Raw genomic sequence first — 24,314 nt, forward strand, 5'->3', positions numbered from 1 at the left:
ATCGTAATGCACAGTCGTTTTAAAGCGGTTTTTCATTGGTGTCGTCGGCATCCACTACGTGCTAGCGCCGCGTTTTTTTTGACCTGTGTTCTCTTGCTAGACCAATTATTCCCGCCGTCTATTCCTGTAGATGCGCCAGGTTTAGTGGTGGTGGCGCGCGATGGCACGCCGCTGCGGGGCTGGCCTGATGCCGATGGTATGTGGCGTTTTCCGGTCACCCCTGAGCAGGTTTCGCCGAAATATCTGGATGCTTTGTTGACCTACGAAGATCGTTGGTTTTATTGGCATCCCGGTGTCAATCCTTTAGCTTTGGGACGCGCTGCCTGGCAGTGGTTGCGGCACGGTGAAATTATTTCGGGTGGTTCCACTTTGACGATGCAGGCAGCACGCGCGATAGAACCCGTGCCCCATAGTTTGTCGGGAAAATTACGACAAATACTGCGTGCTTTGCAGCTGGAGCTGCGCTTTTCTAAACGTGAAATTTTGACCTTGTATCTGAATCATGCACCTATGGGCGGTATCGTTGAGGGTGTAGAGATGGCCAGCCGTAGTTATCTGGGTAAGAGCGCGACACAATTGTCGTCGGCCGAAGCGGCCTTACTGGTGGTGCTACCGCAAGCACCTTCACGCTTACGTCCCGACCGCCATCCTGAATTAGCACAAAAATTTCGCGATAAAGTATTGCGCCGTATGGCGCAATTACAGCACTGGAGCGCTGCCGAAGTTGAAGATGCCTTGATAGAAAGAGTAGGCGCGAATCCAGCGCGTAGCGCCTGGCTGGCCCCCCTGGCCGCCGAACGTCTGCATCAGGCTGCTCGTCGCGACCGTGCGTCGGCTCGTGCCTCGACTCAAAATCCGATAGAAACAACGATTGTTCGCTCGACTTTGGATCGTGAAGTGCAAACCATGTTGGAGCGCATGCTATCAGATAAGGTCGGGCAATTACCGCGTTTCGTTTCTATGGCTGCCTTGGTGATGGACAGTAAAACTATGGAGGTATTGGGCTATGCCGGCTCGGCAGACTTCTCCGATGCGCGGCGTTTTAATCATGTGGATATGGTGCGCGGCATACGTTCTCCGGGGTCGACTTTAAAACCCTTTTTGTATGCGATGGCATTGGACGATGGCATTATCCACTCCGAGAGCTTGCTGGCAGATACGCCGCAGTCTTTTAGTGGCTATGATCCGGGGAATTTTCAAGCGAATTTTTCGGGACCTGTGAGCGTGTCCGAAGCGCTGCAGCGTTCTTTAAATGTGCCTGCCGTTGATCTCTTGGACAGAATTGGTTCGACTCGTTTCACCGCACGTCTATCGAGTGCGGGTTTGCGCCTGCGTTTGCCTAAAGACGGAGTGCCGAATCTGAGTGTGATCTTGGGCGGTGCGGGAACCAGTTTAGAAGAACTGGTGGGTGCTTATCGATCCTTGGCCATGGATGGAATGGCTGGCACGCCAAGAATTACTCCTGATGCGCCAATACGCGAATCTCGCATGATGAGTGCAGGCGCAGCGTTTATCATTCGCAGTATTTTAGAACGAGGAGGACATCCCGATCAGCCCTTTGTTGAAGATGATAATAGTGGCGTCCGTCTGGCGTGGAAAACTGGTACCAGCTACGGTTTTCGTGATGCCTGGGCGGTGGGGGTCAGTGGCCGATATACCTTGGGCGTCTGGATAGGTCGACCTGATGGCACGCCGAATCCCGGTTTTTTTGGCGCCAATATTGCTGCCCCTTTATTGCAACAAATCGCATTGGCATTGCCGCGTAGTGAGCCTTTGAGTCAGGTGCGTCCTAAGGATGTTAGCGTCGCGCAGATTTGCTGGCCTTTGGGTGTTGCCGCCAACAGTACCGCAGCCGAACATTGTCATCAAAAACGCACAGCCTGGGTGTTGCGCGATACGATCCCACCGACCTTACCAGACCGCTTGCGCGCGCGTAGTTTGGTGGAAACCATATGGATCGATCCGTTAAGTCATTTGCGCACGACGCCAGCCTGTCATACGCAAGCGATACAACGCGAAGTGGCGCGTTGGCCTGCCTTGCTCGAAGCCTGGTTAACACCGCAACAAAAGTTAGACTTAGGATTGCTTCCATGGTCGCCCGATTGCCCCCAAGTAAACAGCGTTGGCAGCATACGATTGATGGGCCTAAATCAGGGCAGTCGCTTGCGAACTGTGCCAGGCAAGAGCGACATACTCGTCACGCTGGATGCCGTGGGTGGCAGCGGGCAACACTATTGGCTGTTGGATGGCAGACAAGTTGCACTGGGTCAGAAGAAGCGGCAGGCTTTTATGATTAACAGCGCCGGCGCGCACAGCATCACCGTCATTGATGCTGCGGGCCATGTGGCGAGTGTGAGTTTTAATGTCGATAAAAAATAATGGCGGATCTGCATCTCTTGCACATCTCTTGCTTATTTCTTACTTCATGCCACCAATTTGTTATCGCTGCTAGAGTGAACTGGTATAGGCGTGGGTCTAGCGCTATTGATTTTTTGACTCAAAATTTCCAAGTAATGGGCCTGAGTCTTCAGCGAAAAACCTGAGGAATAGGGATTCATAAAACCATGTTTGCACGCAAGGGCAATCTCGGCCTGATGTCCGCGTTGCTGCAAACTTTTTACGACCTGACTGACTTGAAATGCCGCCTCGTGTTCCGCGAAAACAAAATGTGTGGGACAGTGGCTTGGTAAATCCAGATAGTTTCGTATCCGTGAACCATAAAAGAGCGTTGCGGTTGTTAGCTGTGCAGCGCAGTCTGCGTTGTCCATCCACCAGGCACTGGCACCTATACTAAATCCAATAAAGTGTTTTAATTGAGACTGTTGCTCGATGAGCGCGCGGATTTTTCTTGCATAGGCAGCCACGCCGCCACTCGCCAGAAAAGCTTGATAGGCTTGCTGCTCGGTTTGAACTTGAAAGTCGGCTTCGAAGGGACTAACGATGAGGCAGGAGGCACGGAGTTGGCGACTGAGACTGGCGATGGCCGGAGTATTTCCAAAGACATCTGTGGCGATTAAAACGGTGGCGCGCATTGCAGCTAAATTCAGCGAAAACTGAACGGAAAACAAAAAGAGCGCGCAGCGTAGCGGACATCAGTGTAAAAGGCAAGTTGGATTTTGTGTTGGTATTCTTGGCGTGGGTGTCGGAGGCAATAAGCTTGCGGCTTTTTTCGAGTGTAGATCAGCGCTTAAAGTATACTGACGCCTTTTCAGAAAGTAAAAATAGTATGAAGACTTCTTGGTTGTTGGCTATCGGTTTGTGTCTGATAAGTTTGAGTGGATGTCAGCGTAGTGACGGACCTGCTGCACAGGAAAACCTGGCGCGCGGTTCAGCACAAGTTCGTGAACTAAAAATGATAGATGAGGTGCTCGGCGGTGGCGTAGAAGCCCGGGCTGGAAGTGTAGTCACTGTTCATTACACAGGCTGGTTATACGATGCACGCGTCGCTAATTTGCAGGGCAAGAAGTTCGATAGCTCATTAGACCGTGGCACACCGTTTAGCTTTACTCTGGGTGCGCAGCAAGTGATTAAGGGATGGGATGCTGGTGTAGCTGGCATGCGCGTGGGTGGTAAGCGGACTTTGATTATTCCTAGTGAGATGGCGTACGGCAGTGGTGGTCGTGGTCCGATTCCAGATGATGCGGCTCTGGTGTTTGAAGTCTTATTGGTCGATGTGAAATAGTTCGCGCTCTAGACTGTAGTGCCGTTCGCTTAAGACGAAGTGTGAACATGTCAGCGAGAGGATACGAGGCAGCTGTCCGCATTGACTTTGTGGCTTTGGACAAAGATGAAAACCCATCAACGCCGAGACGCCGAGACGCTGAGGCGCTGAGATACGCAGAGAAACCCAGTAAAATCGTCGCTTTTCTCTGCGCTCCTCTGCGTCTCGGCGTTGCGGGGTTTTGAAGCATAATTAAAACCTTGTTCGCTTAACTGAACGGCATTACGTTCTAGACAAAGGATTTTGCATCAAGTAGTTATAGGCTGACGAATGCAGGTCAACGCTGCGTAACGCAGGTCAGCATTTCTTTCTAAGTAGATTGCTTTTTGCGCAGCTTGGCAAAATCGTCTGGTTCCCAAGGACGCATCGCCATCAATAGGCCTATGCCTTCGCGTTTCTTTAACGGCGATTGCAAACTCTCAGCATGTAACTCGGCAAAACGGCGTTTTAATTGACGCAACTCCGTTTGCAATTTCATGGCAGCCGTTTCGGTGAGCATGCCATGCGTGAAGATGAAATTTTCTTTGGCTTGGTGAAAGTGGGCATCCAAAAAATCAGGTAAGGCTTCTTTTTCAAAATAAGTTTTGATCGGCCCCTGTGGCAACCAATCAAAGTCGCGGCTGATATTGAGGCGTATGCGATTGCCGGGTAATAAATTGATCAAACCGAGCTGATCAAGCTTCAATAATTTTTTCAAGCAATTCGTTTCGCTGAGTTCGTACACTTGCAGCATTTCTTGCATGCTCCAGTGATTGATCGCGCACACCGCAACCAGCAGCAATTGATTATCAGAGACTAATTCTTTTTCCTGCAAAGCTGTGAGTGTGCTCAATTTTTCCTGAGCCAGGCTGGCTTCCTGTGCCAATTCAGCGAGACTAAAACCCAGGTAATGGCTAATCTGTATCACACGTTCCAGACTTATCATCGTGTCGCTACTTTCAGCGAATAGACGTTTGATGCTGGCTTCGGACAATTGCAAGGCCTGTGCCAAATCGCGATAGGTTTTGCCTTGCAATTTAAGCTGCTGCTTAATAGTTTTGAGGAGTTGTGTGATTTCGGTCATGAGCGGGAGGGACTAGGTTTGCAGCGACGCAGGATATTAAGCTAAAAATAGCATAATAATTGCGGCAAGTATTAAGAAACGCGACTTTGTTTTGAATTTCCTGTCACTTTGCAGGATATTCTGTCGCTGAAAAATAGACGCGGGCATGCTGTGCTTTCCGATTTTTTTGGAAGATCATGATGAAACCAAACCAAAAATTCTTCCCCGTTAGCTTTATCTTGTTTTTGATAGCGGTATTGCTATGGCATGGACCCATCGCCCAACTGAGCAATTATCATGCTTTTGCTGATCAGACTTTATTCCTTGGTATCCCTCATGCAATGGATGTCTTGAGTAATCTAGCGTTTTTGGGCGTCGCTTTATTTGGTTTATTGAAGTTACCTTATGCGCAAGGGCGGACTTCTTACTGGGCGTTTTTAGTATTCTTTATTTGTCTTGTCGCGACTAGTGCTGGATCTACTTTTTACCATTGGGCGCCAGATGATCAAAGGCTGTTTTGGGATAGGCTGCCGATTGCTCTGGCATGTGCCGCATTGTTAGCGGCGGTGAGGGCGGATTTGGTACCGGGCATGAATCGGAGAAGCGCTTTGATCGAATTGGGCTTTTTAATCGCTTGTGCGGTAGGCTCGGTAGGCTGGTGGCAACAAACTGCCGACTTGCGCTGGTATTTGTTATTGCAGATTTTGACCTTGTTCCTGATTCCTATTTGGCATTTTGTTTATGCAGCACCTAGGCGGCAGCGTCGTCTATTTGCTATCGCGATAGCGTTTTATGTGCTGGCCAAAATTTGTGAAGTCTTCGATCACGCCATTTTGTTTCATCTCAGCTTAATCAGCGGCCATAGTTTGAAGCATATTTTGGCGGCACTGGCTGCCGCGCTAATCGCTTATTCACTGCGTGGTGAACAAGCGATTAACGATACAGGTGGGCGCCTTGCTTAGCCTGTATATTTATTTCGATGCGAGGCTCGTTACGAATCGATAGACATCATCATCACCCAGAGTTCGCTTAAGTTTGCCCTCGAACCAAAGATGATGACAATGCGCTAGCGCTTCACCTAATGCGAAAGTGAGTTGGTGCGCATCGAGTGGGCGCTTAAACATGATGGGGACGATGTCGTTGGCCGACAATGGCGTGCTGCAGGCATCTAAAACTTCTTGCAAACGTTCCGCATGATGATCGTGCAATTGTTGGATGCGCGTATGAATGCCGGTAAAAGGTTTGCCATGGGAAGGCAGGACTAGAACATCGGCTGGCAGATCCGCATATTTTGCTAAAGAATCGAGATACTGTTTAACGGGATTCGCTTCCGGTTCCGCGGCAAATACCGAGACATTAGTAGAAATCCGCGGCAGCACCATATCGCCCGAGATCAGGCAATTTAGGGCCGCACAATAGAGCGAGACGTGTTCTGGTGAATGCCCAAACCCCGTGATAATGCGCCATTCGTGTTGACCTATCGTGATGCTGTGGCCATCTTGCAGGCGATGATACGAGGTGGGCACAGTCGGCACTAAACGTGTGTAATAGGTCTTACGCTCTTGTATTTTGTCCTGCATTTCAACAGTGACCAAACCGTGTTTGCGGAAATGCGGAAACATGGCGGAGCCATCAACGCCCGGCAAGCCAGCCGACATCATGCGCGCAAAGGCGTATTCACCGGTACTCATGTAGAGCGGCGCATTCCACAAAGTGCACAACCAATCTGCACTGCCGACATGATCGGGATGGCAGTGGGTAGCGATCACGCGCACTATCGGCCAACCTTTGAGATGCGAGGCAAATAAAATTTCCCAGGCATCGCGCGTCGCATCACTATTGATGCCGCAATCAACCACCGTCCAGCCGCGGATTTTGCCTTTGTCCGTCTGGTAGTCGTCTTCGATCAACCACAGATTGATATGATTGAGGGCAAACGGCAATCCCATCCGTACCCATAAAACTCCCGGCGCAATTTCTATGGTTTGACCTGCTTCAGGTAATTTGTCATTCAGTGGGTAATGCAGTTCTTGTTCTAAGTGATTCATAGCGATGTGTATGTGACGCAACAGGAATTCGGAGCAGGCTTGATAAATTGACGTTTACGTTAACTGCGTTTCAGGTAAGATTCTAAATTCAAAACACAATTGATGTTGGGCTTATCTCGACTTTTACGAGTATTCACCGAGATTTTTTAGGTGTTTTTAAGGCAATTTTCTTGTGTCGCATACAGAAAGACTTTTGAAAAAACTTTAGCAATGGCAACTTATACAATTACCGAATTAGCAAAAGAGTTTGATATTACGCCCCGTGCAATTCGCTTTTACGAAGACCAGGGCTTGATCAGTCCAAGCCGTGAAGGCCCGAGTGGACGTAATCGTGTGTACTCAGCACGTGAGCGCACACACCTCAAATTAACCTTACGGGGCAAGCGTTTAGGTTTGAGCCTATCGGAAATTAAACATCTGGTGACGATGTATGACTCACCCAAAGACACCGAAGTTCAACTCAAAAGTTTCTTGGATGTGCTGGCCAAACACCGAGCTTCTTTGGAGCAACAAAGAGAAGACATTGAAGTCATGCTGGATGAAATCACTGCGCATGAAGAAGAAAGCCAGCGTTTATTGGAAATTGTTAATAAAGCAAAATAAAGCGCATAAGAAATAATTACAAATAGCATGAATTGACGTTTACGTTAACGTCAATTAGAAGTATCATTTTTCTTGTTTGATTTATTCTCATTTATCGTTTTAATTAGGAACATGGGTGTAATCTAAAACCCCTCAACACAGAGGCACAGAGACACAGAGGAAAAGCGGAGAAAAACTATTTTCCTCATGTTTTGATCTTCTTTGGTCTTTCTCCGTGCCTCTGTGTCTCTGTGTTGAGAGGTTTTGATTTACCTGATCTAAATTTTGTAGGAATCGAGGACACTATGTTGCACTTACCAGGTTTAACGTTTGATCACGGCGAAGACATCGCCGCTTTGCGCGAAGCTGTTCAGCAATTTGCTGCCGCCGAAATCGCACCACTCGCTGCGGAAATGGATAGAACCGATCAATTCCCTATGCATCTGTGGAAAAAAATCGGCGAGATGGGTTTGCACGGTATGACAGTTTCCGAAGAATACGGTGGCGCGAATATGGGTTATCTCGCGCATATCATCGCGATGGAAGAAATTTCCCGCGCTTCTGCTTCCGTCGGTTTGTCTTACGGCGCGCATTCCAATCTGTGCGTGAATCAAATTAACCGCAACGGCAATGCAGAACAAAAAGCCAAATATTTACCAAAATTGATTTCTGGCGATCACGTCGGTGCGCTCGCGATGTCTGAACCAAATGCCGGTTCTGACGTCGTCAGCATGAAGTTGCGTGCAGATTTGAAAGGCGACCGTTACGTTTTGAACGGTTCCAAAATGTGGATCACGAATGGTCCTGATGCGGATACTTTAGTGGTCTACGCAAAGACCGATCTGGAAGCTGGCCCACGTGGCATGACCGCTTTCATTATCGAAAAAGGCTATAAAGGTTTTAGCATCGCGCAAAAACTCGACAAGCTAGGCATGCGCGGTTCGCACACTGGCGAATTGGTTTTCCAAGATTGTGAAGTGCCAGTAGAAAACGTCTTGGGTGGCGTAGGCAAAGGCGTTAACGTCTTGATGTCGGGCCTCGACTTTGAACGCACTGTTTTATCCGGCGGCCCACTCGGCATCATGCAAGCTTGTATGGATGAAGTCGTGCCTTACATCCACGACCGCAAACAATTCGGTCAAGCGATTGGTGAATTCCAACTCATGCAAGGCAAACTGGCGGATATGTATTCCACCATGATGGCATGCAAAGCTTATGTCTACGCAGTAGGTCAAGCTTGCGACCGCGCTAAAACACCAGAAGCAGTGCGCGCTTTGCGTAAAGACGCAGCTGGCGCAATCTTGTACTCAGCAGAAAAAGCGACATGGATGGCGGGTGAAGCGATCCAAACTCTGGGCGGTAATGGTTATATCAACGAATATCCAGTTGGCCGTTTGTGGCGTGATGCGAAGTTGTATGAAATTGGTGCTGGTACGAGTGAAATTCGTCGTATGCTGATAGGTCGTGAGCTCTTCGCCGAGACGATGTAAAGAATTGGAAACCCCTCAACACAGAGGCACAGAGACACGGAGGAAAAACAGGAGTTTTTTCATAAACGTTTAATAGCGTAGATGATTTAAAAGATCGATTGATAGGTTCAAAGAAGCGAACTTGCCTTTCTCTGTGCTCCCTCTGTGTCTCAGTGTCTCTGTGTTGAGAGGTTCTAAAAAGGTCACCATAGCCTATGCCCCAAATCGCCTTTCCTAAATTGTTGTCTTCGCAAATTGCATTCGACATTGCAAGGACCATACTCGACGGTTTTGATAAGCATTACCGCTTGTTCCGCGCAACGACGCAGATGGCGAAGCAGCGTTTTGAACGCGGCGATTGGAAAGCGGCGCAGGACGATGCGCGTGAGCGGATTGCTTACTACGATAAGCGCGCCAAGGAATGTGTACAGATTCTGGAAGATGAATACGACAGCGATGATTTGACCGATGAAGTGTGGCGCGAAGTCAAGCTGCACTATATGGGTTTGCTGATTGATCATTTGCGCCCCGAATTGGCTGAGACTTTTTTTAATACGGTCTGCACCAAACTTTTACATCGCACTTACTTCCACAATGATTTCATTTTTGTGCGTCCTGCCACCGCCACTGACTACATAGAACGTGACGATACGCCAGCGACTTATCGCGTGTATTACCCATCCGCTGATGGCTTGAGTTTTAGCCTGAAACGCATAGTCACGAATTTTCAACTGCAAACGCCGTTCGCGCATCTGGATGCCGATATCGCTAAAGTCGAAGCGCGTTTGCTGGAGCAATTTGGCGATACGCGCTTTGAACCGAATCATCAGTTGCAAGTATTGGCGAGTTTGTTCTTTCGCAATAAAGCTGCCTACATTATCGGCAAAAGCATTAACGGCAACCAAGAAATGCCGTTTGTGATTCCTATCATTCACGATAAAAATCGTGAATTGATTTTGGATACGGTGCTGTTCGATAACATGCATATCACGGTCTTGTTCTCATTTACCCGCGCTTACTTCATGGTCGATATGGATGTGCCGTCGGCTTATGTGCAATTCATACGCAGTATCTTGCCGCGCAAACCGCGCAGCGAGATTTACACCATGCTGGGTTTGCAAAAACATGGCAAGAATTTGTTCTATCGTGATTTCTTGCATCATCTGAAGTATTCGTCCGACATGATAGAAGCCGCGCCCGGTATTCGTGGTTTGGTGATGTTGGTGTTCGCACTGCCATCGTTCCCGTATGTGTTTAAGCTGATCAAAGATAGCTTCCCGCCACCGAAAGAAACGACCAAGGCTTTGATCAAAGAAAAATATCTGCTGGTGAAAAACCATGACCGCGTTGGTCGCCTGGCGGATACTTTGGAATATTCTGATGTGGCCTTTCCACGTGCACGTTTTTCCGAAGATCTATTAGCCGAGATACGTCGTTACGCACCATCGATACTCGAAGTGAACGAAGACGAAGTTATCATCAAACATCTGTACATCGAGCGTCGCATGACGCCATTGAATATCTGGCTGACAGAAGCGGAACAGAAAGGCGATGACGCCGCGATGGAACATGCGATAGTCGAGTACGGCAATGCAATCAAAGAATTGGTCGGCGCGAATATCTTCCCCGGCGATATGCTGTATAAAAACTTCGGCGTAACGCGTCATAAACGTGTCGTTTTCTACGATTACGATGAGATAGAAACGATCGTCGATTGTAATTTCAGGACGATACCTTTACCGCGCAATGAAGAAGACGAAATGTCGGCCGAGCCTTGGTATCCGATAGGAAAATACGATGTATTTCCCGAACAGTTCGGTACCTTCTTATTGGGCAATGCCAAGGTCAAAGAATATTTCATGAAACACCACGCCGACTTGCTGACAGCGCAGTATTGGCAAGAGCGTAAAGACAGAATTGTGAGAGGTAAGGTAGATGATGTATTTCCTTATCCTCAGAGTATTAGATTTATGAATTAATGATTCAAAACCTCTCAACACAGAGGCACAGAGGGAAAAGAGAGGAAAGCGATTTAAATTTTTTTTGCCACTTGAGTTCAACTATTTATCTGACTCGATTTCACAAAAAACTCCTGCTCTTCTCTGTGTCTCCGTGCCTCTGTGTTGAGAGGTTTTAAAAGATTTTTGAAAAACTACGAACAATTTAATTGGAGAAAACTATGAATGATCCTATCGTAATCGTCGGCGCGGCTCGTACCCCTATGGGCGCGTTTCAAAGTGATTTCGCTTCTTTGACTGCGAGCCAATTAGGTGCAGTGGCGATCAAAGCGGCAGTAGAACGTGCAGGCGTGAAGCCAGAGTTGGTCGAAGAAGTCTTGTTCGGTAACTGCTTAATGGCAGGTCAAGGTCAAGCACCAGCACGTCAGGCATTATTGGCGGCGGGCTTGCCGTTTTCTACTGGAGCGGTCACTTTATCGAAGATGTGCGGTTCCGCGATGAAAGCGACGATGATGGCCTACGATTCCTTGCTGGCTGGTAGCAATGAAGTGCTGGTCACAGGTGGTATGGAATCAATGACGAATGCCCCGTACATCATTCCAAAAGCACGTGGCGGCTATCGCATTGGTCACGGCACGATCATGGATCACATGATGCTCGACGGTTTGGAAGACGCTTATGACAAGGGTCGTAGCATGGGCACTTTCGCTGAAGATTGTTCCGCGAAATATGGCTTTACACGCGAAGCGCAAGACGCCTTTGCGATCGCCTCCGTAACACGCGCACAAAACGCAGCCAGCAGCGGTGCATTTTCTTGGGAAATCGCACCAGTCACAGTTTCTGGTCGCGGTGGTGATGTCGTCATCGATAAAGACGAAGGTCCATTAAAAGCCAAGCTCGACAAGATTCCAAATTTAAAAGCAGCATTCAAAAAAGACGGCACGATTACTGCCGCGTCTTCCTCTTCAATTAATGACGGTGCCGCAGCTTTGGTCTTGATGCGTGAATCTAAAGCTAAAGAATTAGGCTTGACACCTATCGCTAAAATCTTGGGTCATGCAACGCACGCGCAAGAGCCAGGATGGTTCACCACAGCGCCAGTCGGCTCTATCGAAAAACTCTACAAAAAAATCGGCTGGACAACAGCGGATGTCGATTTGTTCGAAGTCAATGAAGCCTTTGCGGCAGTACCGATGGCAGCCATGCATGATCTCGGTATTTCACACGACAAGATGAACGTGCACGGTGGTGCATGTGCACTCGGCCATCCTATCGGCGCATCTGGCGCACGTATCATCGTGACGCTGATTGGTGCATTGAAAGCACGCGGCGGTAAGCGTGGGGTTGCTTCTTTATGTATCGGTGGTGGTGAAGCGACTGCGATGGCGATTGAGTTGGTGTAATTGTTTTATGTTCCCTCTCCCGCAAGCGGGAGAGGGCTAGGGTGAGGGCGGTTCAGACGCAGCAGAGCTGATTATTTAGTCAAATCACAAGCATACAAAATATCGGTTTTAAGAAATGTGTATGAGACTGAACCACCCTCATCCCCGACCCTTCTCCCGCTTGCGGGAGAAGGGGGAATTAAATAGTTGAATAGAAAAACGGAGTACAAGCAATGCCCACAGCCTTAATCATCGGAGCTTCTCGCGGTATAGGACATGAATTTGCGCGGCAATACAAAGCTGCTGGTTGGCGCGTCATCGCCACCGCACGTAAGCCAGAAGATCTCGCGCAATTGACAGCACATGGTTGTGAGGCTTTGCCTCTGGATGTAAATAATCTCAATGATTGCGCCGGTCTGGCATGGCGACTTGATGATGAAAAGATTGATGTTGCGATTTTGAACGCGGGTGTATTTGGCAGCAGAACGAACGGTTTGCAATCGCCGCAACAAGTCGAATTTGATGAAGTGATGCACACCAATGTATTAGCCGCGATGCGCTTACTGCCCTTGGTATTGCCTATGCTTGAAAACGCTAGCGGTAAGTTGGCAGTTTTGTCTTCGCGCATGGGTTCCATCGGTTTGCGTGAAAACAATGTGGCATGGCTGTATCGCGCCAGCAAAGCGGCCTTGAATTCGGTATTAAAAGATGTTTCGCTCAGTACGCAAAAAGTGACATGCATCGCATTTCATCCGGGTTGGGTACAAACCGACATGGGCGGCGCGGGCGCTGAGATTAGCGTCGATGTCAGCGTTACTGGCATGCGCAAAGTGATTGCAAATAGCAGTCGTGCGCAAAATGGGCAGTTTTTGAATTATGACGGAACACAATTAGGCTGGTAATGAGAAAACCTCTCAACACAGAGGCACAGAGACACAGAGAAAGACAGGAGTTTTATGAATATTGAACCCTGCTACTCGTTTAATAAAAGTCCTTCTTTGATGCATGAAATTCGCCTTAGAGAATAAAAAGACTTTCTCCAGTTTTTCCTCGGTGTCTCGTAAAGGTGTACCTTTACCTCTGTGTTGAGAGGTTTAAATAAATTTTTTAGAATCGAGTAACACATGCAACTAACATCAGAACACGAAATGATCCGCGACGCAGTGCGTAGCTTTGTGCAGGAACGCATCACGCCAAATGCAGCGCGTTGGGATAAAGAACATCATTTCCCTGCTGAGGAATTGAAAGAGCTCGCAGCGATGGGCGCGTATGGTGTGGCGGTGCCAGAAGAGCTCGGCGGTGCAGGTATGGATTACTTGTCTCTGGCTCTTGTGCTGGAAGAAATTGCTGCTGGTGATGGTGGTACCTCAACCGTCGTGTCAGTCAACAATTGTCCAGTCTGCAGCATAGGTATGATGTACGCGAATGCCGAACAAAAAGAACAATGGCTTCGCCCACTGGCGCAAGGTGAGATGTTAGGCGCATTTTGCTTAACAGAACCCCATGCAGGTAGTGACGCTTCCGATTTGCGCACTACCGCAAAGCGAGAAGGTGATGAATACGTCTTGAATGGCGTGAAGCAATTCATCACCAGCGGCAAGCATGCCGACGTGGCGATCGTGATGGCGGTGACCGATAAAGCAGCAGGCAAAAAAGGTATCAGCGCATTTTGGGTCGATACCAAAACGCCGGGTTATATCGTTGCGAGTCTCGAACATAAAATGGGTCAACACTCTTCTGATACCGCACAGATTCTGTTTGAGAATTGCCGTATCCCGGCCGCGAATTTGATCGGTGAAGAAGGCCAAGGTTACAAGATTGCCTTGTCTGGACTTGAAGGCGGCCGCATCGGTATCGCTTCACAATCGGTGGGTATGGCACGCGCAGCGTTTGAAGCTGCTTTAGCCTACGCCAAAGATAGGCGTACTTTTGGCAAAGCGATTTTTGAACATCAAGCAGTGCAATTTCGCTTAGCGGATATGGCGACACAAATTGAAGCAGCACGCCAATTGATCTGGCATGCGGCGAGCATGAAAGATGCAGGTAAGCCATGTTTGAAAGAGGCTGCGATGGCGAAATTGTTTGCTTCTGAAATGGCCGAGAAGGTTTGCTCTGATGCGATACAAATTCACGGCGGCTATGGTTATGTGAGTGACTTCCCAGTTGAACGCATCTATCGTGATGTGCGTGTGTGTCAGATTTATGAAGGTAGTTCGGACATTCAGAAGATTTTGATTGGTCGTGGGTTGTTGGATTGAGGTTTTAGGACATTAACTTTTGCTGCGAACTATTTTGCTGTCATTCCCGCGCAGGCGGGAATCCAGTGACTTTTTGTTCTGTTGGCTAATGCAAATGTGTTTGGCGGTGCAGCGGACGACGCTGGATTCCCGCCTACGCGGGAATGACAGAAACGAAGTATGCAGAACCTGCAATAAATCACGAATTGAATTGGAGAGTGGAAATGAACAAACGCATCGAATACTGGTTTGACTATGTTTCACCTTACGCCTATCTGATCACGCAAGTGATAGCAGAACTCGCCGCAAAATATGGTCGCGAGGTTGAGTGGAAACCGATGTTATTAGGTGTGGTGTTCAAGACGACCAATTCCAGCCCATTAACCATGCGTCCACCGATGATGGCGAGCTATCACAAGCATGATATGGAACGTTCGGCTCGTTATGCGGGTTTGCCGTTTGTTTTGCCTGAGCCATTTCCTATCAATACCCAAAACACTGCACGCGTGTGTTTATGGATGAAAGAAGTCGCTCCTGAACGCGTGGGTGAATTTACACGCGGTGTGACCAAGGCGTATTTCTCTGGTCCTGCAGGCTTGAATGATATCGTGTGGTTAGCAGAGTACGTGAATCAAATGGGCTTAGATGGCGCAGCAGCTGCTGCCGCATGCAAAGACGAACGCTACAAAGCGCAATTGAGCGAAGCTTGTGAAGAAGCGGTCAGCAAAGGCGTGTTTGGCGCACCATGGGTGATTGTGGATGGTGAGCCATTCTGGGGTAATGATAGGTTGCCGCAATTAGAAAAATGGTTAGCGACGGGCGGGTTTTAATTTGATGTAGGGCGGGTGAAACCCGCGCCGCCAACACGTTAAGTACCTAAGCAGCGCGGGTTGCACCCGCCCTACGAGAACTGAGCTGACGTAAAAACCAGATTGGAAGAGACATGAAAAAAGGCTACAAACAATTAGTCGACGAAGCAAATGCGCAAATCAAAACCTATAGCGTGGCGGAAGCACAAGCGAAGTTAGGTGACCCGCAAGTACAATTCATCGACGTGCGTGATATTCGTGAACTCGAACGCGAAGGCATCATCCCCGGCGCATTCCACGCACCACGCGGCATGATCGAATTTTGGGTTGACCCTGATTCGCCTTACTTCAAACCGGTGTTTGGCGAGAACAAGGAATTCATCTTGTTCTGCGCTGCAGGTTGGCGTAGTGCTTTGACGACTAAGACCGTGCAAGACATGGGCTTAGAAAACGTGGCGCATATTGATGGTGGTTTTGGTGCATGGAAAGCAGCGGGGGCGCTTACGGCGGTGAAAGAAAGTAAGAAGCCAATTTAAACTTTTTCATTTGACGAATTGTTGATTGTTATGAACAAAATGAAGGTCACTAGACCTAAAGCAGAATTGATATGGTTTGGTACTGTTGATGACGGTAAGAAGCTTATTATCAATACGAAAGACGGCGATTTATCACATGATCTTGTAACTATTACCGCAGATGATAACGATGAAAGTCTTTGGTTTGAAATAGAGCAAAACGGTGAGTTGGTACAAATTCCATTGGCTGTGGTTAAGGATGCACTTGAGCTCGCTGGTGAGGTTCATTCAGAAGCGTGGTATGAAAAGAATGTGTATAACAACACTTAAGTAACAACGTAGGGCGGGTGCAACCCGCGCCGCCAGACAGTTGAACAACAGCGCGGGTTGCACCCGCCCTACAAAGAAACGTTTAGGTAAAGTGTGAGTAAAACAATCTGCCCCTGTGGCTCAAACAAAGAATTCGCTGTCTGCTGCAATCGCTACATCAGCGGTGCAGAAGTCGCACCCACGGCAGAAGCCTTGATGCGGTCGCGCTACACCGCTTATACGCTCAACGATGAAGCGTATCTGCGTGCGACATGGGATGAACGTACCTGTCCCCATGAGCGTATTACAGATGGTGGTGCATCGAAGTGGTTAGGTTTGGAAGTAAAGAAACATGAAGCACAAGAAAAAGAGGCGATGGTGGAATTCGTCGCCCGTTACAAAATTGGTGGCAAAGCCCATCGCTTGCACGAGAAAAGTCGGTTCGTGAAGTTTGATGGCAAGTGGTTTTATGTTGATGGAATTTATGAATAAAAACCTCTCAACGCCGAGACGCTGAGACGCAGAGTAGAACCTTAAAAGAGAGTTTTTCTCTGTTTTCGATTTTCTCGGTGACTCTGCGCCTCGGCGTTGAGGGGTTTCAAAAAAATGAGCAATTGCGTAATACGTAATCTGGAAAAATTATGACAACCCTAGAATCCAAATTAAACCCTCGCTCCGAGGACTTCAAAGCCAACACTGCAGCGATGCAATTAGTGGTTGATGACCTTAAGCAAAAAGTTACCAAGATCGCTCTGGGCGGCGGTGAAGAAGCACGCCAAAAACATTTAGGCCGCGGCAAACTCTTGCCACGTGATCGTGTACAAAACTTGCTCGATCCAGGCACACCTTTCCTTGAGTTTTCCCAGCTCGCCGCTTTCAATATGTACAAAGAGAAGAACGATGTTGATGCAGCACCGAGCGCAGGTGTGATCACCGGTATCGGTCGCGTAGCAGGTCAGGAATGTGTCATCGTTTGTAATGATGCGACGGTGAAGGGGGGTACTTATTATCCGATGACAGTGAAGAAGCATTTGCGTGCGCAAGAGATCGCCGAGCAAAACAATTTACCTTGTATTTACTTGGTCGACAGCGGCGGTGCGAACTTGCCAAACCAAGACGATGTGTTCCCAGATCGCGATCACTTCGGTCGTATCTTTTACAACCAAGCGAATATGTCTGCTAAAGGCATTCCACAAATCGCCGTGGTGATGGGTTCTTGTACCGCCGGTGGTGCCTATGTACCAGCGATGAGTGATGAGTCTATCATCGTGAAAAACCAAGGTACGATTTTCTTGGGCGGCCCACCATTGGTGAAAGCGGCAACTGGTGAAGTGGTCAGTGCCGAGGACTTGGGTGGTGGTGATGTGCATACACGTCTGTCGGGTGTAGTCGATCATTTGGCACAGAACGATACGCACGCACTGGCGATGGCGCGTCAAATTGTGTCGAATCTGAATCGTCAGAAACCACAAAACGTGGTGATGAAGGCGGTAGAAGAACCGAAGTATCCTGCCAGTGAATTGTATGGTGTGATTCCCGTCGATACGCGCAAACCTTTCGATGTGCGTGAAGTGATTGCCCGTGTTGTCGATGGCAGCCATTTCGATGAATTCAAAGCGCGTTATGGCACGACTTTGGTCTGCGGCTTTGCGCATATCCATGGCATGCCAGTCGGCATTATCGCTAACAACGGTATTTTGTTTTCGGAATCCGCATTGAAGGGCACACACTTCATCGAACTGTGCTGCCAGCGTAAGATCCCACTGATATTTTTGCAAAACATCACCGGCTTTATGGTTGGACGCAAATACGAAAACGAAGGTATCGCGCGCAATGGCGCCAAGATGGTGACGGCGGTAGCGACGGCCAATGTGCCAAAGTTCACCGTCATTATCGGTGGTAGTTTTGGTGCGGGTAACTACGGCATGTGTGGCCGTGCTTATTCTCCGCGTTTCATGTGGATGTGGCCAAACGCACGTATCTCGGTGATGGGTGGGGAGCAAGCTGCCAGCGTGTTGGCGACAGTGCGCCGTGATGGTATCGAAGGCAAAGGCGGTACTTGGAGTGCCGAAGAAGAAGCTGCTTTCAAACAACCAATTAAAGATCAGTACGAGCACCAAGGCCATCCTTACTATGCATCAGCACGTTTGTGGGATGACGGTGTGATTGATCCGGCGGATACGCGTATGGTGCTCGGTCTCGGTTTAAGTGCCGCTTTGAATGCGCCGATTCCTGACGCGAAGTTTGGTATATTCCGCATGTAATGTGTATTGATGTTTGCACTGTTCGAAGATCGATAAAAGAATTGACCGTCATTCCTGCGTAGGCAGGAATCCAGTGGCTTAATTTGATGGCAAATAAAAGAAAAAGTCTCTGGATTCCCGCCTTCGCGGGAATGACAAATAAATTAGGCTAACTCCACCGATTAAATTTTGCATCCTCGGCATCTCTCCTGCTAAGTTTTTGAATGGAAATGGATAGAAATGTACCAAACCCTCACCCTCACCCACGACAACAAAGTCGCGACTGTCACTTTAAATCGTCCTGATGTGCGCAATGCGTTTGATGAAACGACGATTGCTGAGATTACCCAGGTGTTTAACGAATTGAGTAGCGATAGCAGTATTCGTGCAATTGTGTTGGCAGCGAATGGCCCAGCGTTTTGCGCTGGAGCGGATCTCAATTGGATGAAGAAAATGGCGGACTATACGCATGCTGAGAATCTTGCCGATGCGGGGCAATTAGCGGCGATGTTGGCAGCGATTTATACCTGCGCTAAACCAGTCGTAGCGCAAGTGCAAGGCGATTGCTACGCAGGTGGCATGGGTTTGGTCGCCGCTTGCGATGTGATCGTCTCAGTCGATACAGCACAATTTTGCTTGAGCGAAGTCAAGTTAGGATTGATTCCTGCCACCATTTCGCCGTATGTGATTAAGGCCATGGGCGAGAATGCCGCACGCCGTTATTTCTTGACGGCAGAGCGTTTCGATGCGGCGCAAGCTTTGCGCATAGGTTTTGTGCATGAAGTGCTTGCTGCGGATGGCTTGACAGCGAAAGTCGCTGAAATCGTGAAAGCACTGGTGACGAATAGCCCGAATGCTGTCGCACAAGCCAAAGTCTTGGTGCGTGATGTAGGTGGACGTGAAATTACGCCTGAGTTGATTGCGAATACGGTTGAGGGTATCGCTGTGATCCGCGCATCCGAGGAGGGGCGTGAGGGCGTGCGATCTTTCCTCGAAAAGCGCAAGCCGGGCTGGTTAGTGTGATCACGTATAATGGCGGGTTAGGTAGTTTTTCTCCCTTCTCCCGTAAGCGGAAGAAGGGTCGGGGATGAGGGTAGTTCAGGTTTCTGCAAAGTAAGCGTAGTACAAAAATTGCAGATTTCTGAACTACCCTCACCCTAACCCTCTCCCGCTTGCGGGAGAGGGGACTAAGAATAAAATCGTAGGGCGGGTGCAACCCGCGCCGCCAAGCGCTTGAACAACAGCGCGGCTTATACCCGCTCTACATTTAGATATCTCAGTGCCGAGTAGCAAAGTAAATCATTAAAATAATTGGGAACAATTTGAACGCAGTGCAAACATCAAGTAAGTCATGGGTAGAGCGTAGCCTGCAAAGCGTCTGGCATCCGTGTACGCAAATGCAACACCACGAGACCATGCCTTTGATTCCGGTGAGCCATGGCCGCGGTGCATGGCTGGTCGACATGGAAGGCAAGCGTTACCTCGATGGTATTAGTTCGTGGTGGGTGAATTTGTTTGGCCATGCCAATCCGCGTATCAACGCCGCACTCAAAAATCAGCTTGATCAATTAGAGCATGCGATGTTGGCCGGTTTTACACATGAGCCTGTGATTCGCTTGTCTGAAAAATTGTCTGCCTTAACGGGCGGTGTACTTGGTCATTGTTTCTACGCATCCGATGGTGCATCGGCAACGGAAATTGCCTTGAAGATGAGTTTTCATTTTTGGTGTAACCAAGGTCAAACTGAGAAGCAAGAATTTATCTGCCTCAAAGGTAGCTACCACGGTGAAACAATAGGCGCGCTGGCGGTCACCGATGTGCCTTTATTCCGTGATGCTTACGGCCCTATGATACGCAATGCGCATGTCGTAGATTCACCCGATGCGCGTCAGGCGCTTGATGGCGAAACCGCCATCGATGTCGCACGCCGTGCCGCGGCCGATATGGAACGCTGCTTGCAAGAGCGCGCAGGCAAAATTGCCGCCGTGATTTTAGAACCCTTGGTGCAATGCGCCACAGGCTTCGCCATGCACGATCCAGAATATCTGCGTTTGGTGCGTGCTTTGTGCGATCAGTATCAAGTGCATTTGATTGCTGATGAGATTGCCGTTGGTTGTGGTCGCACAGGCACTTTCTTCGCGTGTGAAAATGCGCAAATCTGGCCTGACTTTGTGTGCCTGTCGAAAGGCATCAGTGGCGGTTATTTACCCTTGTCTCTGGTGATGACGCGTGATGACATTTATCAAGGTTTTTATCATAGCGATGTGCGTCGAGGATTTTTGCATTCACATTCTTATACCGGTAATCCACTCGCCTGCCGGGCGGCTTTGGCGACCTTAGAAATTTTTGAGTCCGACGATGTGCTGACGCAAAATCGTGTGAAGGCAAATGCAATCACACAGGCTTTGCAGCCATTAGCACAACACGCTCAAGTCAAACACTTCCGCCAACAAGGCATGATGTGGGCGTTTGATGCCGTGTTCCATGATACAAAAAAGGATGCCAAAGATGATCAAGCGGCTAAGACATTTTCGCGCCGTTTCTTTACGCAGGCTTTGCAGGAAGAATTATTGTTGCGCCCTATCGGCAACACGGTGTATTTGATGCCACCGTATATTTTGAATCCAGAAGAAATTAGTTTAGTTGGCGAGCGCATGCTGAAGGTCTTCAATCAGGTGATGGGAGGCGCAACATGATTTTGCTCGATCAAATTCAAAACGAATTGGCGGCCTTAGATAGCAAGAGCTTGCGCCGTCGCCGTCGTCATGCCGAGAGTCCAAGTGCGCCACGAGTCAAAGTCGATGGCCGTGATATGTTGGCGTTTTGCAGCAACGACTACCTTGGATTGGCTGCGCATCCTAAGATCATCGCAGCCTTGCAAGAAGGTGCGGATTTGTATGGCGTTGGCAGCGGCGCATCGCATTTGATTAGCGGCCATAGCCGTGCTCATGCCATCCTTGAAGACAGACTCGCTGAATTTATGTCACCGCATTTAGTGGATGCGCGCGCCTTGTATTTTTGCACCGGTTACATGGCGAACCTCGCCGTGCTGGCGGGCTTGGCTGCGGTATCAGGCAAAGACACAGAATTGTTTTCCGAATCGTTGAATCATGCTTCGCTGATTGATGGCGCGAAACTCTCGCGTGCGAAATTGCAGGTTTATCCGCATGGCGATGTCGCCAGCTTGCGAGTGCTGCTACAAGCTTCATCTGCTGCGACCAAAATCGTGGTCAGCGATAGCGTCTTTAGTATGGATGGCAATTTAGCTCCTGTGCCCGAATTGCTCGCTTTATGCGAAGAATTTAATGCTTGGTTGGTCATCGATGATGCCCATGGATTTGGCGCTTTAGGTGCGCGTGGCCGTGGTGTGCTTGAACATTTTAATTTGCGTTCGCCCAACATCGTCTACATGGGAACCTTGGGCAAGTCCGCCGGTGTTGGCGGTGCCTTCGTTGCAGCGCATAAAGATGTGATTGAGTGGTTAGTGAATAAAGCGCGCCCTTATATTTATACCACAGCAGCACCACCGGCTTTAGCGCATGCTCTGTTGACCAGTTTAGATATTATTCAAGGCGAAGAAGGACAAGCGCGCCGCGCCCATCTGCAAACCTTGATCGCGCAGTTGCGACGCGATTTGAAACTCAAACGTTGGACGCTGATGCCATCTGACACCGCAGTGCAGCCTATCGTGATTGGTGACAACGCCGAAAGTTTACAAGCAGCAGCGACTTTGTACGAGCAAGGTTTTTGGGTGCCAGCGATACGACCACCGACAGTGCCGGTCGGGACAGCACGTTTGCGTATTACTTTGTCTGCGGCGCATACAAGTGAAGATTTGGCGACCTTGATTGATGCTGTGAATTGTATTGAAGATTGATGTTTTAAAGTTCCCTCTCCCGCGGGCGGGAGAGGGTTAGGGTGAGGGTAGTTCAGCAACTGCAATGTAAAAATTTAGACTAATGTTTTTTTTGTTCGTCTTGAAATAATGCTCGAAACATCTGAACCTCCCTCATCCCCGGCCCTTCTCCCGCTTGCGGGAGAAGGGAGCGAAGATAAAGCACGGCGTGCATCCGCCCTACAAGATTGGCGATGTAAGGATTATTTTTGAAGGAACGAAGTTAGAAAATGCAAAACAGAACAAACGATTATTTCATCACAGGCACCGACACAGAAATCGGTAAGACGTTCACCACGTCCGCCTTGCTACGCGCTTTCGCGCAGCAGGGATGTTCGACGCTAGGGATGAAGCCGATAGCCTCGGGTGCTGATGAAATCGATGGTGTTTTGCATAATGAAGATGTAGATAGTTTAGTCGCGGCATCCAGCGTCAAAGTGCCACAGGAAATCGTTGTACCGTACTTAATGCGAACACCAGCAGCACCGCATATCGTTGCTTCGATGGAAAACGTGACGATGGATGTGCAGCACATTCATAATTGTTACCAACAAGCACAACAATTGGCAGAGGTAGTATTAGTCGAAGGCGTCGGTGGATATTGTGTGCCCTTAGACGATGAGACGAGCACGGTAGATTTGGCGCAGGCATTGTCTCTGCCAGTGATTTTAGTGGTTGGTATGCGTCTCGGTTGCATTAATCATGCACTACTGACGGCTCAGGCTATCGCTGCGAGTGGATTGCGTCTGGCAGGCTGGGTCGCGAATACGCTTGATCCAGAGATGAAGTTTTTTGAAGAGAATGTGCAGGCACTCAAACAGCGTTTAGATGCACCTTGTCTGGGTGTGATGCCGCGTTTAGGCGCAGGCGACGAAGTGCAAGCGAGCCAGTATTTAGATTTGAATTTATTGAAGTGAAGGAAATGAACATGGAACACCTGGAACAAACGGTCGATAACGCAAAAGCTAAAGAGTCAGTGCAAGGCATACAGTTTCACGCACCAGTGAAAGCCATCGAAGCGGAAACCTGGCCGGTTGACGATGTGATGGCATTGTTTGATTTACCTTTCAATGATTTGCTGTTCAAAGCACAGGTGCTGCACCGTGAGAATTTTCCAAATGGTGATGTGGAACTGGCGACTTTGCTGTCGATTAAAACCGGTGGTTGCGAAGAAGATTGCGGCTATTGCCCACAAGCAGCGCGTTACGATACCGGTGTTGAAGCGAAGAAGTTGATGGACGTGCGCGAAGTCTTGAACGCAGCCAAAGCAGCCCGCGAAAGTGGCGCGACTCGCTTCTGCATGGGCGCAGCATGGCGCTCGCCGAAAGATCGCGACATGGAAAAAGTCGAAACTATGGTGCGTGAAGTCAAAGCCATGGGCTTAGAAACTTGCGCGACCTTGGGCATGCTCAAAGAAGAGCAAGCGCAGCGTTTGAAAGATGCTGGCCTTGACTACTACAACCACAATCTCGATACCGCACCCGAGTTCTACGATAATGTGATTTCCACACGCGACTATCAAGATCGTCTCGATACGCTGGGCCACGTGCGTACCGCGGGCCTCAAAGTGTGCTGCGGCGGCATCGTCGGCATGGGTGAAACGCGTCGTCAACGTGCTGGCTTGATCGCGCAATTGGCAAACCTGAATCCCTACCCAGAATCAGTACCAGTCAATCATTTGGTACAAGTCGAGGGCACACCGCTGCACGGTCTCGATCCACTCGATCCTTTGGAATTCGTACGCACGATCGCGGTAGCACGCATCACGATGCCAAAAGCACGCGTGCGCTTATCTGCAGGCCGGCGTCAAATGGGCGAAGCGGTGCAGGCCATGTGTTTCTTGGCGGGTGCGAATTCGATTTTCTACGGTGATAAATTGTTGACGACGGATAACCCAGAAGCAGAAGATGACAAAGTCTTGTTGGAAAAACTGGGTTTGAAAACGCGTGGTGTGGTGGAGAAGAAGGCCGGTAGTTGTAGTTAATTATATGTTTAAACCTCTCAACACAGAGGCACGGAGGCACAGAGGAAAAACGGAGAAATGCTTGATGTTCATATCGACGTATTGAACTGAACTTAAGAATTCTAGTTTTTCTCTTGTCTT

At 49.0% G+C, this 24,314-nt stretch carries 22 protein-coding genes; 19 read left to right on the plus strand and 3 right to left on the minus strand.

Annotated features, from left to right (window positions below; all coding sequences use genetic code 11):
* Positions 1-6 precede the first annotated feature (6 nt).
* Entirely contained in the window at positions 7-2,379 is a 2,373-nt protein-coding gene (gene pbpC / locus AC1RR2_RS02655) for a penicillin-binding protein 1C (RefSeq protein ID WP_493220761.1), read from the plus strand.
* Between the two features lie 44 nt (positions 2,380-2,423).
* Here the strand turns inward: pbpC and AC1RR2_RS02660 are convergent, their stop codons facing one another.
* Entirely contained in the window at positions 2,424-3,032 is a 609-nt protein-coding gene (locus tag AC1RR2_RS02660; RefSeq protein WP_493220762.1) for a dienelactone hydrolase family protein, read from the minus strand.
* A 194-nt stretch (positions 3,033-3,226) separates the two neighbouring features.
* Here AC1RR2_RS02660 and AC1RR2_RS02665 point away from each other — a divergent pair, with 194 nt between their 5' ends.
* Positions 3,227-3,682: an FKBP-type peptidyl-prolyl cis-trans isomerase gene (locus AC1RR2_RS02665; RefSeq protein ID WP_493220763.1), complete on the plus strand. Its 456-nt coding sequence runs from the start codon at positions 3,227-3,229 to the stop codon at positions 3,680-3,682.
* A gap of 349 nt (positions 3,683-4,031) precedes the next feature.
* Here AC1RR2_RS02665 and AC1RR2_RS02670 read toward each other — a convergent pair whose 3' ends face one another.
* Positions 4,032-4,784, minus strand: coding sequence for a helix-turn-helix domain-containing protein (locus tag AC1RR2_RS02670; RefSeq protein WP_493220764.1), 753 nt, complete (start codon positions 4,782-4,784; stop codon positions 4,032-4,034).
* A gap of 179 nt (positions 4,785-4,963) precedes the next feature.
* On the opposite strand from AC1RR2_RS02670, the gene AC1RR2_RS02675 reads away from it, so the two are divergent.
* The gene (locus AC1RR2_RS02675) at positions 4,964-5,725 is read left to right on the plus strand and encodes a hypothetical protein (protein WP_493220765.1); all 762 of its coding nucleotides are present in this window, start codon (positions 4,964-4,966) and stop codon (positions 5,723-5,725) included.
* Positions 5,726-5,734: 9 nt separating this feature from the next.
* Here AC1RR2_RS02675 and AC1RR2_RS02680 read toward each other — a convergent pair whose 3' ends face one another.
* Entirely contained in the window at positions 5,735-6,811 is a 1,077-nt protein-coding gene (locus AC1RR2_RS02680) for an MBL fold metallo-hydrolase (RefSeq protein ID WP_493220766.1), read from the minus strand.
* Positions 6,812-7,021: 210 nt separating this feature from the next.
* Between AC1RR2_RS02680 and AC1RR2_RS02685 the strand changes: the two genes are divergently transcribed.
* The 16 genes from AC1RR2_RS02685 (at position 7,022) to bioB (ending at position 24,194) form a co-directional block, all read left to right on the plus strand.
* Positions 7,022-7,414 carry a MerR family transcriptional regulator gene (locus tag AC1RR2_RS02685; protein ID WP_493220767.1) on the plus strand — a complete coding sequence of 131 codons (393 nt, stop codon included), beginning with the start codon at positions 7,022-7,024 and terminating at the stop codon, positions 7,412-7,414.
* Positions 7,415-7,698: 284 nt separating this feature from the next.
* Entirely contained in the window at positions 7,699-8,883 is a 1,185-nt protein-coding gene (locus AC1RR2_RS02690) for an isovaleryl-CoA dehydrogenase (protein WP_493220768.1), read from the plus strand.
* Between the two features lie 194 nt (positions 8,884-9,077).
* A complete protein-coding gene (gene aceK / locus AC1RR2_RS02695; RefSeq protein ID WP_493220769.1) occupies positions 9,078-10,841 on the plus strand; it encodes a bifunctional isocitrate dehydrogenase kinase/phosphatase in 1,764 nt (587 codons plus the stop codon).
* 200 nt (positions 10,842-11,041) lie between these two features.
* A complete protein-coding gene (locus AC1RR2_RS02700) occupies positions 11,042-12,223 on the plus strand; it encodes an acetyl-CoA C-acetyltransferase (protein ID WP_493220770.1) in 1,182 nt (393 codons plus the stop codon).
* A gap of 212 nt (positions 12,224-12,435) precedes the next feature.
* Positions 12,436-13,104 carry an SDR family oxidoreductase gene (locus AC1RR2_RS02705; RefSeq protein WP_493220771.1) on the plus strand — a complete coding sequence of 223 codons (669 nt, stop codon included), beginning with the start codon at positions 12,436-12,438 and terminating at the stop codon, positions 13,102-13,104.
* A gap of 222 nt (positions 13,105-13,326) precedes the next feature.
* Positions 13,327-14,460, plus strand: coding sequence for an acyl-CoA dehydrogenase family protein (locus tag AC1RR2_RS02710; RefSeq protein WP_493220772.1), 1,134 nt, complete (start codon positions 13,327-13,329; stop codon positions 14,458-14,460).
* Positions 14,461-14,663: 203 nt separating this feature from the next.
* Positions 14,664-15,269 (plus strand): 2-hydroxychromene-2-carboxylate isomerase, encoded by a 606-nt coding sequence (locus AC1RR2_RS02715; protein ID WP_493220773.1) that lies wholly within the window; start codon positions 14,664-14,666, stop codon positions 15,267-15,269.
* A gap of 113 nt (positions 15,270-15,382) precedes the next feature.
* Entirely contained in the window at positions 15,383-15,784 is a 402-nt protein-coding gene (locus AC1RR2_RS02720; RefSeq protein ID WP_493220774.1) for a rhodanese-like domain-containing protein, read from the plus strand.
* A gap of 30 nt (positions 15,785-15,814) precedes the next feature.
* Positions 15,815-16,093, plus strand: a complete 279-nt coding sequence (locus tag AC1RR2_RS02725) for a hypothetical protein (protein WP_493220775.1) — start codon at positions 15,815-15,817, stop codon at positions 16,091-16,093.
* Positions 16,094-16,186: 93 nt separating this feature from the next.
* The gene (locus AC1RR2_RS02730) at positions 16,187-16,564 is read left to right on the plus strand and encodes a YchJ family protein (protein WP_493220776.1); all 378 of its coding nucleotides are present in this window, start codon (positions 16,187-16,189) and stop codon (positions 16,562-16,564) included.
* A gap of 149 nt (positions 16,565-16,713) precedes the next feature.
* Positions 16,714-18,336 carry a carboxyl transferase domain-containing protein gene (locus AC1RR2_RS02735; RefSeq protein WP_493220777.1) on the plus strand — a complete coding sequence of 541 codons (1,623 nt, stop codon included), beginning with the start codon at positions 16,714-16,716 and terminating at the stop codon, positions 18,334-18,336.
* Between the two features lie 219 nt (positions 18,337-18,555).
* Positions 18,556-19,338, plus strand: a complete 783-nt coding sequence (locus AC1RR2_RS02740) for an enoyl-CoA hydratase/isomerase family protein (RefSeq protein WP_493220778.1) — start codon at positions 18,556-18,558, stop codon at positions 19,336-19,338.
* A 308-nt stretch (positions 19,339-19,646) separates the two neighbouring features.
* Positions 19,647-21,011: an adenosylmethionine--8-amino-7-oxononanoate transaminase gene (gene bioA / locus AC1RR2_RS02745; protein ID WP_493220993.1), complete on the plus strand. Its 1,365-nt coding sequence runs from the start codon at positions 19,647-19,649 to the stop codon at positions 21,009-21,011.
* The gene (gene bioF / locus AC1RR2_RS02750; protein ID WP_493220779.1) at positions 21,008-22,192 is read left to right on the plus strand and encodes an 8-amino-7-oxononanoate synthase; all 1,185 of its coding nucleotides are present in this window, start codon (positions 21,008-21,010) and stop codon (positions 22,190-22,192) included. The genes bioA and bioF overlap by 4 nt, the downstream gene beginning before the upstream one ends.
* A 248-nt stretch (positions 22,193-22,440) precedes the next feature.
* On the plus strand, positions 22,441-23,127 hold the full coding sequence (bioD, locus tag AC1RR2_RS02755; RefSeq protein ID WP_493220780.1) for a dethiobiotin synthase: 687 nt from the start codon (positions 22,441-22,443) through the stop codon (positions 23,125-23,127).
* 11 nt (positions 23,128-23,138) lie between these two features.
* Entirely contained in the window at positions 23,139-24,194 is a 1,056-nt protein-coding gene (bioB, locus tag AC1RR2_RS02760) for a biotin synthase BioB (protein WP_493220781.1), read from the plus strand.
* Positions 24,195-24,314 lie beyond the last annotated feature (120 nt).

The organism is Undibacterium sp. GW821-FHT11H02, assembly GCF_058808015.1.